The following is a 15590-nucleotide window of genomic DNA, read 5'->3' as shown; positions in this document are numbered from 1 at the left end:
GGACGAAGGCTCATGTGCCGGGCTCCTTAAAATTAATGGGTAGCGGCGTTTGGGCAGCATATTGCAGCGCCACATGTACGGCATTCACCACGGCGCGTGGCGTTATCGTTGCACCAGTAAACGCATCAAAGTGACCGCCGTCTTTAGCTACCGCCCACTCTTCCGGTGGCAAACTCGCTAACCCTAAACCATTAAATCGCGTAATCCAGTCACTGCGGCTCCGCTCTATATCGTCGCCTAGCCCAGGGGTTTCCTGGTGTTGAGTGACGCGCACACCGCTAATGCGCTGCTGATCGTCAATGCCGATCAGTAGGCGAATTTCGCCGTTATAGCCTTGTCTTGTGACCACCGGCAAAATGACGGCACTGTCTCCGTTACTATGCTCGCTGTCGCTTACCCACCAGCCTTGGCTATCGCTTTTCAATCCTAGTGCTTCGGGATTGGGAAGCGTAAAGGTGCCTTCTACCACCTGGGCGATGGGTATATTTTCCAGCGTTTGGGGGAGTACTTCTTGTAACTGACGGTGCTGGTAAGCCAACTGATGGGTCGCTATTCGTTCGGCGGTAAGTGCACGAGTGAGGGCAACGCTACCCGCTGTTACCAGAGCAAACGTGCCCAGCGCGAAAGCGCCCCGTTGCATGGCTTGGAAGAGCGTCATGGCTGCTCACCCCGGGAATTTTTTGGCTGCCCCGTCGGACGTGGCACGCTGTACAGGTCTAGCAGCGGTACGCATAGATTCATCAGCAACACCGCAAACGCCACTGCATCCGGGTAACCGCCAAAGGTGCGAATAATGATAACCAAGGCGCCGATACCGGCTCCATAAAGTAGTTTGCCGCGACGGCTGGTGGCGGCGGAGACCGGGTCGGTGGCGATAAAGAATGCCCCAAACAGCGTCGCCCCGGTGAGCAGGTGAAAAAGCGGTGAGGCAAAGTGGCTTGGGTCGCTGAGATAAAAAAGCGTGGCAAGTAGTAACAGGCTGCCCAGCATCGCTACCGGGATGTGCCAGCTAATAATTCGCTTTACGAGTAAAAGGATGCCACCCGCTAACCAAGCAAGGGCTACCCAACGCCAGGCATTAAGCGTTCCCTCCGGCAATGGATTGGTTGCCCAGAATTCGCTGGCAAGCACAGCCTCGCCTTTGTGTTTAAAGGCATCGAGCGGCGTGGCACCGCTCAAGCTATCCAGTTCGGCGCTAGGCAGCATCCCTGTGATTTGTGCCCATAAGCTCTGCGGTAGGAGTTCTTGGGGTGGCGCCCAAAGCGTCATGTAGGAAGGAAACGACACCAATAGCAGCGCATAGCCCACCATGGCGGGGTTAAACGGGTTATGACCTAGGCCGCCGTATAGCTGCTTGCCCACCACTATAGCGGCGATCATCCCGACGCTGATCAACCACCAGGGGCTAGCGGGAGGCAGCGAAACACCGAGTAAAATAGCAGTGAGCAGGGCGCTGGCGTCATTCAATGCAACGCGAATGGGTCGCTTGCGGAGCCGCAACACCGCAGCTTCAAGCACAACACCCAACGCCGCCGCTATTAATATATTACTGAGTACGCCCAGCCCAAAGAAGTAGCTCATGGTGGCGAGGCCTGGCAGCGTCGCCACGATCACCCAGCGCATTAAGCTTGCTGTGGGCGGCACGAAAGTCGTCACGGGGGCGTCGTTTACGCCTGACGCGTGCATCATGCTCATGATGACTCCTCGCTTTGGGAGGGACTAGGGGCGGCTTGCTGCTCCTTCGCCTGGGCAAGTTGCGATTCGACTGCTTTCAGGTTCTCCTGGGCAGTGGCAAGCTGCATTTCCAAATCATCCAACGGCTGTTTGGGATCTTCCTGGGCGACGCGTGCCAGGGTTCTTTCCGCTTTTTTGACTGATGCTTTGGCGGCGGCATGGGCAATTCTTAAGCCCCGTAAATCGATCTTTTCACTGCTAGCGGCGGCGCTGGTCGGCGTGCGACGTTGTTGCGATTTGCGCGCCTCTTTGCGTGCCTGTTTTTCAGCCTCTTCCCGAGCTAATCGCGCTTGGCGAAACTCGAAACGGTGCTTGGCGTACTCCGCTTTTGCTGCCTCAATCCGCTGTAGGCGTATGCGGCTTTTAGCTTCGCGGTAATCGACGACGAGCGGAATATGGCTTGGGCAGACATAGCTGCAAGCGCCGCACTCTATGCAGTCGAACAGATGGTAGCGCTCCATCTTGGCATCGTCTTTGGCGCGGGCGTACCAGTGCAGCTGTTGTGGCAGCAGCGACACCGGACAAACGCTTTCGCATTCACCGCAGCGTATGCAGGGCGATTCTGTCGGCCCGGGGGGCAGTTCAGCGATAGTCGCCGCGATTAAACAGTTGGTGAATTTGGTAACCGGCGTATCGAGCGTTAGCAGCGGTGCTCCCATCATGGGGCCACCCTGAATCACTTGATGCAGTGCTGTGTGATCTAGTCCGGCCTGTTCTAGCAGTGCTTTAACTGAGGTGCCCAACCGCACCCAGCGATTGCCGGGCTGACTGATCGCTTCGCCCGTTAGCGTGACCACTCTGGACACCAGCGGCTGACCATCACGCACTGCATGTAGCACTGCCAGCAAAGTGCCGGGATTATGGCACAGCACGCCCACATCGGCGGGTAAGCCGCCGCTGGGAACATCAAGGTCTAGCAGTCGCTTAATGAGTTGGCGCTCGCCGCCGCTGGGGTAGCGGGTAGAAATCACCTTGAGCTCAACGGTAATCGGGTGGCTATTCTGTATCGCCTGCCGCAGCGCTTCAATTGCCTCGGGTTTGTTATCTTCAATGCCGATAACGATATGCTGCGCGCCGCACAGTTTGGCGCTTATCTGGGCGCCTTCGAGTACGTCGTTAGCGTAGTGGCGTAGCGTGATATCGTCGGCGGTAATATAAGGCTCACATTCGGCGGCGTTGATCACCAAGGTATGAATGTCATGCTGTTCCACTACCCGCGCTTTAATATGGGTAGGGAAACCAGCACCGCCGAGTCCGACAATCCCGCTCTCATTCAAGCGCTCAAGTAGCGCATTGGGTTCGACACGTTGCCAGTCGAGACGGGGTAACCGGAGCCACTCATCCTGACCATCGCTATCAATGATGATTTGGGTGGCGTTAACCTCGCTCACGGTGCCGCTAATGCTGGCGTGCAGATTACTGGAGATCATGCCTTCGCGCTTGGCAATGACGCTACCTACTTTGACTGTATCGCCCGGCGCGACACAGGGCGTGGCGGGCTGGCCGCTGTGCTGTTGCAGCGGCAGTGTCACTCGGCCAGGTAATGGCGCGTCAATCAGCTCGGCCTGATTCGATCGCTGTTTGCGCTCGGGCGGGTGAATTCCACCGGGGAAATCAAAGGTGTTCGACATCAAGACACCCCTGGTGCGGGTTGGCGGTCACTGGCAATCATGTTTGAAGAGTGCGCTGTTACCGGTTGCCATTGGGTGAGCGGTGCCGTGCGTGGCAGCATATCGATACAGTCTACGGGGCAAGGGTCAAGGCACAGATCGCAGCCGGTACACTCATCCTCAATCACGGTATGCATTAACTTAGCCGCACCAATAATCGCATCGACCGGGCAGGCTTGAATGCACTTGGTACAGCCGATGCACTCCTCTTCACGAATAAACGCCACTTTTGCTTCGCTTTGGGCTTCGCCGTCCAGGGGCTCAGGCTCCCGGCCTAATAGATCAGCGAGGGCGTGGATCGTCGTGTCGCCACCTGGCGGGCATTTATTCAGTGCATCGCCCTGGTTAATCGCCTCGGCATAAGGGCGGCAGCCTGGGTAGCCGCACTGGCCGCACTGAGTTTGCGGCAGCAGGGCATCAATTTGTTCCACTAGCGGGTTATCTTCCCGCTTGAAGCGTTCGCTCACCACGCCCAGCAGGGCACCAAAACCCAGGCCTAAGCCGGTTAATACCGCAACGGCGCTAAGCATGCTGATAGCATCGAATGTGTCACTCATTATGCGCTACCTTCACCCTTGTACTAATCCGGAAAAGCCGAGAAACGCTAGCGACATAAGGCTAGCGGTCACCATGGCAATCGCCGCACCTTGAAATGGTTTAGGAATATCCGCTCCTGCCAAACGCTCACGCATGGCAGCAAATAGTACCAAAATAAGCGAAAAACCCAGCGCCGCGCCCAAACCATAGAGGGTGGTATGAAAAAAGCTCAGTTCGCGGTTCAGCGACAGTAGCGCTACGCCCAATACCGCGCAGTTGGTGGTAATAAGCGGTAAGAATATTCCCAGTACTTGATGTAGTAGTGGACTTAATTGACGAACCATTATTTCTGTAAATTGAACTACCGCGGCGATCACCACAATAAAGCTGATGGTGCGCAGGTATGTCACATCCAGCGGCACTAGCAGCCCGTGATAAACCACGAAGCTAGCAGCCGATGCCAGGGTTAACACAAAAGTGGTTGCCAGGGACATGCCCATGGCCGACTCCAATTTATTAGAGACGCCCATAAATGGGCATAGACCCAAAAATTGAACCAGCACGAAGTTATTGACCAGCGCCGTGCTGATCAAAATGATAAATAGCTCACTCATGATGGCGTATTGTGCGAAGAAATGGTGGCGTTGGCGAGCGAAGGTGTATATACCTTGGCGCAGTGTCTGCCAGCTGCTTTAGCAGCGTAAAGCGCTTGGTCAGCGGCGGTCATTAATCCACTGAATGTCTGAATGCCTGCTATACCCAACTGGCTAATACCGATGCTCACGGTAACATGCGGTGCTACGGGCGACATATAGTGTAGATGCTGCAATTGATCAATAGCGTCACTAAGTGCTTGGCTTTTTTCCAATGCCTGGGTAGCTGGTGTTGCGGACATCATGGCACTAAACTCCTCGCCGCCTGTACGCGCGATAAAGAAGCCATGCGCAGTGGCGACGTCATGCATGGTTTGTGCTACCCGCTGCAAACATATATCACCCTCGGGATGCCCATAATGATCATTAAACATTTTGAAGTGATCGATATCGAGCATCATGACCGACAACGGTTGGCCTGACGCCAAGGCGCTATTAACCACCTCTTGCAGGCGCTGATCGAATAATCGCCGATTGGGTAAACCGGTCAATGGGTCATGGGTAGAGAGCTCGATGAGTTCAGCATTCAGCTGCTGTTGATGCTTGAACTGGTCTTGAAAGGCCCGCGCTAGGATGCCAATTTCATCGCCGCGTCCTAATAGATGGCTTGATCCCTTTAAATCCACGCTGGCTTGCTGCGTAAACTGAGTCAGAGTTCTGAGTGGCTTCAGAATAATACGCTCCAGTAGCAGCAGAACAAGGCCAATCACTAATAGCATCAAGCAGGCTGTCCATAAAAGTACGTAGCGGAACGTTTCTAGACTCGCCAAATAACTGGTGCGATTAAGCTGGGTTCCCAATGCTATCTGCTCGTTATGCGGGTAAGTAGTTAAATAGCGCTGCGCCTGGATAGTATTGCCTGAGATGGTGACGGCTGTGTCATTATTGATACCGCCTTCCACCATCGAAAGCGTCGTTGGTAGCCCCGTATAGTCTTCTATGATCGTCAACCATTCATCGTCCATTGGCCTAACTTTGAATAGCCATCCCTGGGGCGGACCGCTCTCATCGGTTCTCACAATGGGGTTGGACGCTACCATTAGCGGCGTTGTGCCCGCATACAGGCTGCTTTTGCCCTGTTCTGGATCTTCTTTAATGGAAGCCTGCATCGTGCGAATCAGCCCCGACATCCAGCGGCACTCACGCTCTGCGGTATAGCAAGTGTGGTATTGGCCGGTAGCAGGATTGAGGCCTGCTAAAAAATGTACATCGCCCTTCGCATTGAAAAAGGCCATTAGCTGGTAGCGCATTTCTTCAAACATCTGTTGGCTAAAATTGGTATCCGTATAGCCAGGGTAGTTACCTTGAATAAATTCATAGGTATCGTCCCAGATCGACCAGTCTCGCGCTTGGGCTAGTAGTTCCTGTTGGCTGATATTGAGGCTGCGTTCAATTTGCGCTAGCTCCTGGATTACTACCGCACGCTCTTCCTTATGAAGTGCGGGAAATATTACCCACTTGCTCAAGGCAGCTAAGGAAATAAGGGCTAGTAATAACACCCCGCCCAAGGCGGCCAGAAAACGAAAGCGCAAAGATCGAGAGAAGCGATGAACCATAGGGGTGCCTAAGCGAAACGGTGACGATGTACGACAGCTGCAAAAAATAAAAGGGGCAAAGGCTTTTAGCCTCTGCCCCTTTGGCATGGCTCTTTAGTGATTAAGTGACCCGCTGGCCCGGTTCGGCACCGGTGTCTGGGGAGAGCAAATAGATGCCGTCTTCGTTTGCTGAGGCTAGCACCATGCCTTCCGATACGCCAAAGCGCATTTTACGCGGTGCCAAGTTGGCAACCATAACTGTCAAGCGACCTTCCAGTGCTTCAGGTGCGTAAGCAGAGCGAATGCCAGAGAATACATTGCGTGTTTCGCCGCCCAGGTCGAGGGTCAATTGCAGCAGCTTGTCGGCGCCTTCCACGTATTGGGCTTTCGCAATGCGCGCAATGCGAAGGTCGACCTTGGCAAAGGCTGCAAAGTCGATTTCATCGGCAATGGGGTCTTCCGCCAGCGGGCCTTTTGGCGCCTCTTTCAGCTTTTGCTCTTCCACAAGATCTTCCTTTGACGATTCGATCATGGCATCAATTTTATCGCGCTCGACGCGAGTCATCAGCGGTTTGAATTTGTTGATCGAGTGATCGGTCAGAACCGTTTGGCGAGTGTGCCAGTCAAGAGACGCGACATTCAAGAACTCACGCGCTTCTTTGGCCATCGTGGGAACGACGGGGGCTAGATACACCATCAACTGCCGGAACAGGTTAATACCGACCGAACATATCTCAAGCACTTCAGCGTCGCGGCCATCTTGCTTGGCCAATGCCCAGGGTTCTTTATCTGCAATATAGGTGTTGGCCTCGTCTGCCAACTCCATAATTTTACGCATTGCCCGGCTAAACTCACGAGCTTCAAAGTCTTCGGCAATATCATCACCGGCGGCAATAAAGCGGGTGACCATTTGCGGTTCTGCGCAGTGAGCCGAGAGAGTGCCACCGCCGATTTTCTTAACAAAACCGGCGCAGCGACTTGCAATGTTGACTACTTTGCCGACTAAATCTGAATTTACTCGGGCGGCAAAGTCCTCCAGGTTCAAATCCAAATCATCCACTTTGGAGGTAAGCTTTGCGGCGAAGTAGTAGCGCAGGTATTCAGGATTCAGGTGATCGGCGTAGGTGGCAGCTTTAATGAAAGTGCCACGAGATTTCGACATCTTGGCGCCGTCCACCGTTAGGAAACCGTGGCAGTTAACGGCGGTAGGTGTGCGCAGGTCAGCGCCATGCAGCATGGCAGGCCAGAACAGCGCGTGGAAGTAGACGATATCTTTGCCGATAAAGTGATATACCTCGGCCTTCGAGTCTTTGTTCCAGTAGCTGTCGAAGTCGATCCCTTCGCGGTCGCAGAGATTTTTAAAGCTGGCCAGATAACCTATCGGCGCATCCAGCCAGACATAGAAATACTTGCCAGGTGCGTCGGGGATTTCGAAGCCAAAGTAGGGCGCGTCGCGGGAAATGTCCCACTCGTTAAAACCGGACTCAAACCATTCCATCAGCTTATTACGGATTTGCGGCTGAACGTGGCCGTCGTCAATCCAGCGCTGTAGGAAGTCGGCAAAGTCGGGCAGCTTAAAGAAGTAGTGGGTTGAGGTGCGTACTTCGGGCGTTGCGCCTGAAATTGCTGAGACGGGATTAATCAAGTCAGCGGGGGTGTAGGTAGCACCGCACTTTTCACAGTTGTCGCCGTACTGGTCCTCTGAACCGCATTTAGGGCAGGTGCCTTTAATAAAGCGATCGGCTAAAAACAAGCCTTTCTGGGGATCAAACATCTGCTCAATATCACGCGTGGCAATATGGCCTTTATCGCGTAGACGCTTATAGATCATCTCGCTGAAGTGACGATTTTCAGGGGAGTGCGTCGAATGGTAGTTGTCAAATCCAACGCCAAAACAGGCAAAGTCCATTTGGTGGTCATTGGAAACCCGTTCGATCAGCGCTTCAGGGGTAATACCTTCCTGTTCCGCACGCAGCATAATGGCGGTGCCATGGGCGTCATCAGCGCATACGTAGTAGCACTGCTGGCCACGGCTTTTCTGAAAACGTACCCAGATATCAGTCTGGATATACTCAAGTAAGTGACCGAGGTGAATGGCTCCGTTGGCGTAGGGGAGCGCGCTAGTCACCAAAATGTTGCGCGTGGCGGTAGTAGACATGGTGAAGGTTAATTCCGAGTGAATAAGGGTGCCGATCAGGCGATAACAAAAAAGACGGCGAAGTCGCTAAATGCTTCGCCGATAGCGTTACTTTCTAATAACGGTTAATAAAGCGCTTGCTCTTCTTGAACCACTTCGCGCAGCAGTTCTAAAAAAAGCTTATCAGCCTCAGAGTGCTCAGCAGGGTCTTCGGGTATATGCACACTAGTGGTGTCTGAAATTTCGTTAGCAATCCGTGCCATGGCCGCTGAGCTATTGCCCTCGGTCAACTGCTGCCTAGCGATCACAAGTGATTGCTCAAGAATTTTGGGGTCTTGTAGCAATTTGCGAATAAAGCCTCGCAGCTCATTGATGACACGTGTTTTCTGGATTTCTGAACCGGACATGGAAGTCTCCTTAGGATCGCGAACGACAACAGGGCCAAGCGAAGCCAATCAATGCGTTGACCATAGCATTTTTTCTGCCAACGGGCATGAGTTGCACGGCATTAAACCTGCAGCTTAAAACGCTGGTTTAAAGCGTCAATCGACCGGCCTTGTGCTTGACGGGGTTCGCGTATTGGGCAAGCCAATATGGCCTTAACGCCTCAGGTACATCGGCAAGACGTGCATTGAAGCGCTCCCTGTCTTGTTTAGTAATCGCTTTACGCGCTACTAGTTCCGGCGCTTCGCCCAATGCTTCAAGCGCTAAATAGTGGCTGGGGAAGAGGCGGTACCCGCCAATCACCTGACGATCAATCTCCGCGGCCACTTCGTCTGGCGTCGCCATATCAGCGCCGACCGGCGTGCCAAAGTGCAGCCGCACACGGCCCTTAGAGCCGGTAATGCCTGCCACAATGGAACGGATATCCTCAAACTCACCTTTGGCATAGCTGCCCTGCGTATCAATATCGTGTAGTTCCTGGGCCTTTTGCACGTCGCAGGGGTCATATTCATAGCTAATCGATACCGGCACGAGCTTCAATTCGGCAATCGCATCACCAAACACCATGTCGCGCTCTGACGCTTTCCTGGCCATGGTTAACATCTTGATAATAGCGGGCTCGGTATGGTCGATGCCATTCTTTGCCCGGCCTTCGCGCTGGGCCATCCAGATTGAGTGCTGGTCTTCTGTAATCGTATGGCGAATATAGGCTGAAAGCTGTTGATACGCTGCCAGCATTGCCCGCTTGCCTCGTGCACTCCGTGGGACAATAAAGCTTTTATTGAGTCGCATTAGGTCGGTGACGTAGGGCTTTTTGAGCAGATTGTCACCGATAGCGATACGCACAGTGTCGCGGTTCGCTTGATAGAGCGCATAGTTGACGAACGCTGGGTCAAGCGAAATATCGCGATGGTTGCCTATGAATAGGTAAGCGCCTTTGGGGTCGAGCTTATCAAGCCCCGTGACTTCAAATTCATCGGTGGTGGTACGAATCATGCGCTCCATATAATGAGCAATGCGCATTTGAAATTCGTAGATCGATGTAACACCTTTCACTTCACGGCGGACCGCGCGACTGGCAAAGCCACGCGCCAGCGATGGCGCCCAGCGCGCCAAGCGTGGAAGCCGAAAGCGGGTGAGGGCATCGAGCAATTCGTTGTCCCGTGAGAGCCTGGCAAGAACATCGGCTACTTCATGATCCATAAAGGGCCGAATGTCGGCCCACGGGTCTGTCGCGGTAGAGACGTTAGTAGCGTTATTGTGATGAGTCATGCGAACCGTTGGATAATAAAAAATAAGTATCGATTAATAGCATCGAGGTCGAAGGTCTATAGAGTCCTTACTGCGCCGCGGGTTCCCGCTGCGTTTCGCCCCCAAGCCACTCTATTAAGCGTGGAATATCGGTAGATAGCGCCTGCGCCATTAAAATAAAGTCTGTTTCCAGGCGGGCGAGCGCATCGTCACCATCGTCCGCATGGTCGGCCTCTTCAATGAGAGCATCGCCAAAGCGCAACGATTTCAGCGCCAAATCATCGTGCAGCACGAAGCTTAACCGGCCTTCTAAGCTCACAGCGAGTTTGCTGGCCTGGCGGCCGCTTTCGAGTAACTGCTGAATTTCATCACTGTCTAAATCGACTTGGCGCGCGCGAAGTACACCGTCATCGCCTTTCGCTTTGAGCTCAACTTGATCACCCAGCTGCAGATCGGCAGGGCGGCTAGCCACATCGCCCAGCCAAGTGGTCATAGCGCGAATGGGCAACGTTTGCGAACTCAGCGGGGTGACTTTCAAGCTGCCCAGCGTCTCGCGCAGCAAGTCCAGAATATCCTCGGCACGGGTGCGCGAGCTGGCATTGATGCCAATCATTTGGCCTTTTGTGTCCCACCAAAGGTCGATTTTCTGGCTGCGTACAAAGGCGCGAGGCAGCAAATTTTCAGTGACCTGCTCTTTAAACGCGGTTTTCTCTTTGCGGGTAACTTTACGGCTTTCGCTGGCTTCGATGTCGGCGACGAGCTCGTCGACCTCTTCTTTTACAACCGAGGCAGGCAGTAGCCGCTCTTGGCGAAGGGCGGAAAGCAGGCGGTGCGATTGAATTTCGTGCACTAACTGCCCGCCGCCCATACGTCCAGCCGGGGCTGTCCAGCCCAGGCGGCGTGCATCAGCGTTGCCGAGTGGTTTGGCGGCATGCTCTTGTAAAGCGCTAGCGAGCGCATCGCTGGATAACTCGGGCGCGTCGTGCAGGCGGTATAAATGCAAGTGCTTAAACCACATGAGGCCAATCCTGTTCAAAAGGTGGCACATTATGGCGAAAGAGGGGCATTCCTACCAGCGGCTGCCACCAATCGTCTCTGTTGCACGTGTTTCAAACTTGTGTTTGATTTAGGGTTTGCCAGCTAAATACTATCCGCCAATTAATTACATTGTTTGACTGAACAGTAGGAGTGGTTATGAGTACATCGCTATCGCGGGTTCAATTGCGTGTTCGTGGCTATCACTTGGATGGCTATGGTCATGTGAATAACGCTCGCTACCTGGAGTTTATGGAAGAGGGCCGTTGGGATTACTTTGATCAACACCCAGCGATGATTAAGGAACTTCATCAGGCTGGTCGGGCGTTTGTAGTGGTTAACTTGAATATTGATTATTTGGCCGCGGCGCGTCATGGCGATGATTTAGAAATTATGACGGGCATCGTTAACGTCGGTGAACGCAGCGGCCTCTGCCACCACCGCATCGTGCGCAAAGACGGTACCGTCATTGCCCAGGCAGATTTGACCTTCGTGCTTCTGGATATGCGGGCTAATAAAGCCGCTGCCATTGAGGGCGAGGTGCGTGACGCGTTGGCTGCATTAACAGTGGCGAAAGAGGCATTTACCCCCTAAACGGCTTTGGTGAGCTCCCTGGCTGCCCTTGCTGCTTTTGCAGTGGTATGATGGTGCAGTATTTGCGCGCCGCTCCATTGAGTTTTTAGGGGCGGTGTTTTTAAGCGCTTTCAACTCTCGCAGTGCCAATGCAGTGCAAAGGATCTGACTTTCATGGGTGACATCGCCAGAGAAATCTTGCCCGTCAATATTGAAGACGAGCTTAAACAGTCGTATCTCGACTATGCGATGAGCGTCATTATCGGCCGCGCGCTTCCAGATGTGCGGGATGGCCTTAAACCGGTTCACCGGCGTGTGCTGTTTGCCATGCATGAACTGGGTAATGACTGGAATAAACCGTACAAGAAGTCGGCGCGTGTCGTCGGCGATGTCATCGGTAAATACCATCCGCACGGCGATAGCGCGGTTTACGACACCATCGTACGTATGGCCCAGCACTTTTCGATGCGTCATGTGCTGGTCGACGGCCAGGGTAACTTCGGTTCGATTGATGGGGATAACGCGGCTGCCATGCGTTATACCGAGGTGCGTATGTCGCGCCTTGCCCACGAACTGCTCGCTGACCTGGAAAAAGATACCGTCGACTGGGTCGATAACTACGACGGTACTGAACGTATTCCCGCGGTATTGCCTACCAAAACGCCCAATTTGCTGATTAACGGCTCCTCGGGCATTGCGGTAGGTATGGCAACCAATATTCCACCGCACAATATGCGTGAAGTGATTGATGGCTGCTTAGCGTTAATCGACGACTACACGCTGACCGTGGATGACTTGATGGAGTATATCCCCGGCCCTGATTTCCCCACTGGGGCGATTATCAATGGTCGCGCGGGTATCTTATCGGCATATCGTACCGGCCGTGGGCGTATTTATGTTCGCGCCTGTCACACCATTGAGCACCATGACAAAACCGGTCGCGATCACATCATTATTAGTGAGCTGCCGTATCAGGTAAACAAAGCGCGGTTGATCGAGAAAATTGCCGAGCTGGTGAAAGAGAAGAAGATCGAAGGCATCGCTGAGCTGCGCGATGAGTCGGATAAAGATGGCCTGCGCGTGGTCATAGAAGTTAAGCGTGGCGAGTCCGGCGAAGTAGTGGTCAATAATCTATTTGCTCAGACACAGCTGCAGAACGTGTTCGGGATCAACATGGTGGCGCTGGAAAATGGCCAGCCCCGTACCCTAAATCTGAAAGAGATGCTGGAAGCCTTTATTCGCCATCGTCGCGAAGTGGTGACCCGGCGTACGCTTTATGAGCTGAAAAAAGCACGTGAACGCGGGCATTTGTTAGAAGGTTTGGCCGTCGCTATTTCGAATATCGACGAAGTGATTGAACTGATTAAAGCCTCGCCCAATGCGGCAGAAGCGCGTGAAAAGCTGCTCGCCAAGACCTGGCAGCCCGGCCAAGTGACCGCCATGTTGGAGCGGGCGGGTGCTACTTCTTGCAAGCCAGAAGAGCTGGAAGAGGGCTTTGGTCTAAACACCGCGGCCACGTCGTATCGGTTATCGCCTGCCCAGGCACAAGCGATTCTTGAGTTACGTCTGCACCGTTTGACGGGCCTTGAGACCGAGAAGCTGCTCGATGAATACCTGACGATTCTTGAGAAAATTGCTGAGCTTACTGAAATTCTGGCATCGCCTGATCGGTTGATGGAAGTGATCCGGGAAGAGCTGCACGCCGTGCGTGATCAGTTTGGCGATGATCGTCGCACTGAAATCCAGGCAAGCCACCTGGATCTGTCGATTGAAGACTTGATCGCAGAAGAAGACATGGTCGTGACCGTGTCGCGCTCTGGTTACGCCAAGACGCAGCCGCTGTCGGATTATCAGGCCCAGCGCCGTGGTGGTCGCGGCAAGTCTGCCACCGCGATGAAAGATGAAGATGTAATTGAGCACCTGCTGGTAGCGTCTACACACGACACCGTGCTGCTGTTCTCCAATCGCGGCAAAGTGTACTGGCTGAAAGTGTATGAAATGCCCAACGCCAGCCGCGGCTCGCGTGGCAAGCCGCTGGTCAATATGCTGCCGCTGGAAGAGGGTGAAGCGGTTAACGCCATCCTGCCGGTCCGTGACTACGATCCTGAGCACTATATCTTCTTCGCGACGGCTAAAGGCACCGTCAAGCGCACCAGTCTTGAACAGTTCTCGCGCCCGCGTAGCGTAGGTCTTATCGCCATTGACCTTGAAGAGGGGGATCGCTTAGTTGGCGCTGCCATTACCACCGGTAATGATCATGCCATGCTGTTGTCGTCTAACGGCAAGGCCATTCGCTTCGAAGAGGGTAAAGCCCGCGCCATGGGACGTACTGCTCGCGGCGTACGTGGTATGCGCCTGGCTGGCGATGCGGAAGTCATCAGTTTGATTATTCCCAAGAGCCAGCAAATCGACGCTGAAGCGGATGCCGAAGAGGAAACTCAGGATAGCGCGCAAGAGAGCGTCGTGGCCGAAACCGCCGATGGTCAGATATACATTATGACCGCCAGTGAAAACGGTTACGGTAAGCGCACGCGTCTGGAAGAGTTTCCGCTGCGTGGCCGTGGTGGTCAGGGTGTTATCGCCATGCAAACCAGTGAGCGTAACGGTTCGCTAGTCGCGGCGATGCAGGTTTATGACAGCGATGAAATGATGTTGATCACTGACCGTGGCACGCTGGTGCGTACGCGTGTTGAAGAGGTCTCAACCACCTCGCGTAATACCCAGGGCGTGATGTTGATTCGTCTGGGTAAAGAAGAAAAATTAGTCAAAACCGTTCGCGTTGATGAGCCCGCCGAAGTCGATCTGACCGCTCTTGAGGAAGGTGCCGAAGAGGGTGCCGAGGCTAGCCTTGATGAGCGACCTGAAGACGTTCAGGCGAGTGAATCATCCGATGACGCACAGGAACCGGGGACTGATGACACGTCATTATAATTTCTGCGCAGGGCCAGCGGCCCTGCCAGTAGCCGTACTGGAACGCGCCCGGGAAGAGTTGCTGGACTACCATGGGCGTGGCCTTTCCGTAATGGAAATGAGCCACCGTAGCGATGAGTTTGTTGCCATTGCTGAGCGTGCAGAAGCTGATTTTCGTGAGCTTCTAAGCGTGCCAGATAACTATAAAGTGCTGTTTTTGCAGGGCGGCGCCAGTATGCAATTTGCAATGCTGCCGATGAACCTGCTGGGACAGGGCGGTAGCGGCAACTTCATTCAGACCGGTATCTGGGGCAAAAAAGCGCTTAGCGAAGCAAAGCGCCTTGGTTTCGCTTGTCATGTTGCTGCAAGCAGCGAAGCTAATGGTCACATGGCGGTACCCGCGCTGGATAACATCAGCGTTAGCGATGACGCGGCCTATTTGCACTACACGTCGAACGAAACGATTGGCGGCTTGGAGTTTGACTATACACCCCATGTTCAGCGTGCCGATGGCGCTAGCGTGCCGTTGGTCTGCGATATGTCATCAAATATCCTGTCTGGGCCGATCGACGTTAGCAATTTCGGCGTGATCTACGCTGGGGCGCAGAAAAATATCGGCCCCGCAGGTTTAACGCTGGCCGTCGTTCGTGACGACTTGCTAGGCAAAGCCCAAGCCCACATTCCTTCGCTGTTTGATTACAAAATGCTGGCCGAAGCGGGTTCGATGGTGAATACACCGCCCACCTATGCCTGGTATTTGGCGGGATTGGTGTTTCAGTGGCTGAAAGATGACATTGGTGGGCTAGCCGCGATGGACGCCATTAATCAGCGCAAAGCCGATAAGCTGTATGAGGCGATTGATGACAGCGACTTTTATAGCAACCCGATTGCTAAGCACAATCGCTCGCGTATGAACGTACCGTTTGTCTTGGCCGATGCGGCGCTGGATAAAGCGTTTTTACAACAAGCCGATGCGGCGGGGCTGCTCAATTTAAAAGGCCACCGCAGCGTGGGCGGTATGCGGGCTAGCCTATATAACGCAGTGCCTGAGTCTGCGGTAGATGCGCTGATCGCATTTATGGCCGATTTCGAACAAACAAGGGGCTAAACA

The 15590-nt window shown here is 53.9% G+C and carries 13 protein-coding genes; 3 read left to right on the top strand and 10 right to left on the bottom strand.

Features of this window, described 5'->3' with window-relative positions:
• Positions 1-10: 10 nt before the first annotated feature.
• The 10 genes from rsxG to V8L71_RS14620 all read right to left on the bottom strand — a co-directional run bounded on the left by rsxG (position 11) and on the right by V8L71_RS14620 (position 10979).
• Positions 11-658, bottom strand: coding sequence for an electron transport complex subunit RsxG (rsxG, locus tag V8L71_RS14665; protein ID WP_336274575.1), 648 nt, complete (start codon positions 656-658; stop codon positions 11-13).
• Positions 655-1695 carry an RnfABCDGE type electron transport complex subunit D gene (locus V8L71_RS14660; protein WP_336274574.1) on the bottom strand — a complete coding sequence of 347 codons (1041 nt, stop codon included), beginning with the start codon at positions 1693-1695 and terminating at the stop codon, positions 655-657. Before V8L71_RS14660 ends, rsxG begins: the two co-directional genes overlap by 4 nt.
• Complete coding sequence (rsxC, locus tag V8L71_RS14655; RefSeq protein WP_336274573.1) at positions 1692-3365, bottom strand: electron transport complex subunit RsxC; 1674 nt, start codon at positions 3363-3365, stop codon at positions 1692-1694. Before rsxC ends, V8L71_RS14660 begins: the two co-directional genes overlap by 4 nt.
• A complete protein-coding gene (gene rsxB / locus V8L71_RS14650; protein ID WP_336274572.1) occupies positions 3365-3961 on the bottom strand; it encodes an electron transport complex subunit RsxB in 597 nt (198 codons plus the stop codon). Before rsxB ends, rsxC begins: the two co-directional genes overlap by 1 nt.
• 12 nt (positions 3962-3973) lie before the next feature.
• Complete coding sequence (gene rsxA / locus V8L71_RS14645; protein WP_007114112.1) at positions 3974-4555, bottom strand: electron transport complex subunit RsxA; 582 nt, start codon at positions 4553-4555, stop codon at positions 3974-3976.
• Positions 4552-6150 carry a sensor domain-containing diguanylate cyclase gene (locus tag V8L71_RS14640; protein ID WP_336274571.1) on the bottom strand — a complete coding sequence of 533 codons (1599 nt, stop codon included), beginning with the start codon at positions 6148-6150 and terminating at the stop codon, positions 4552-4554. Before V8L71_RS14640 ends, rsxA begins: the two co-directional genes overlap by 4 nt.
• Before the next feature lie 100 nt (positions 6151-6250).
• Complete coding sequence (metG, locus tag V8L71_RS14635) at positions 6251-8287, bottom strand: methionine--tRNA ligase (protein ID WP_336274570.1); 2037 nt, start codon at positions 8285-8287, stop codon at positions 6251-6253.
• Between the two features lie 104 nt (positions 8288-8391).
• Entirely contained in the window at positions 8392-8673 is a 282-nt protein-coding gene (locus V8L71_RS14630) for a hypothetical protein (RefSeq protein ID WP_176303569.1), read from the bottom strand.
• Positions 8674-8800: 127 nt separating this feature from the next.
• Positions 8801-9982: a 1-acyl-sn-glycerol-3-phosphate acyltransferase gene (locus V8L71_RS14625; protein ID WP_336274569.1), complete on the bottom strand. Its 1182-nt coding sequence runs from the start codon at positions 9980-9982 to the stop codon at positions 8801-8803.
• A gap of 67 nt (positions 9983-10049) precedes the next feature.
• Positions 10050-10979, bottom strand: a complete 930-nt coding sequence (locus V8L71_RS14620) for a recombination-associated protein RdgC (RefSeq protein WP_336274568.1) — start codon at positions 10977-10979, stop codon at positions 10050-10052.
• Positions 10980-11155: 176 nt separating this feature from the next.
• Between V8L71_RS14620 and V8L71_RS14615 the strand changes: the two genes are divergently transcribed.
• The 3 genes from V8L71_RS14615 to serC all read left to right on the top strand — a co-directional run bounded on the left by V8L71_RS14615 (position 11156) and on the right by serC (position 15587).
• Positions 11156-11590, top strand: a complete 435-nt coding sequence (locus tag V8L71_RS14615; RefSeq protein ID WP_336274567.1) for an acyl-CoA thioesterase — start codon at positions 11156-11158, stop codon at positions 11588-11590.
• Between the two features lie 153 nt (positions 11591-11743).
• Positions 11744-14500, top strand: coding sequence for a DNA gyrase subunit A (gene gyrA, locus V8L71_RS14610; RefSeq protein WP_336274566.1), 2757 nt, complete (start codon positions 11744-11746; stop codon positions 14498-14500).
• Positions 14484-15587 (top strand): 3-phosphoserine/phosphohydroxythreonine transaminase, encoded by a 1104-nt coding sequence (serC, locus tag V8L71_RS14605; protein ID WP_336274565.1) that lies wholly within the window; start codon positions 14484-14486, stop codon positions 15585-15587. The genes gyrA and serC overlap by 17 nt, the downstream gene beginning before the upstream one ends.
• The last annotated feature ends 3 nt before the right edge of the window (positions 15588-15590 follow it).

Origin of the sequence: Vreelandella indica, assembly GCF_037070225.1 — a bacterium.
In the GTDB taxonomy this organism is placed as follows: domain Bacteria; phylum Pseudomonadota; class Gammaproteobacteria; order Pseudomonadales; family Halomonadaceae; genus Vreelandella; species Vreelandella arctica.
This window is presented reverse-complemented; position numbering and strand designations above follow the sequence as displayed.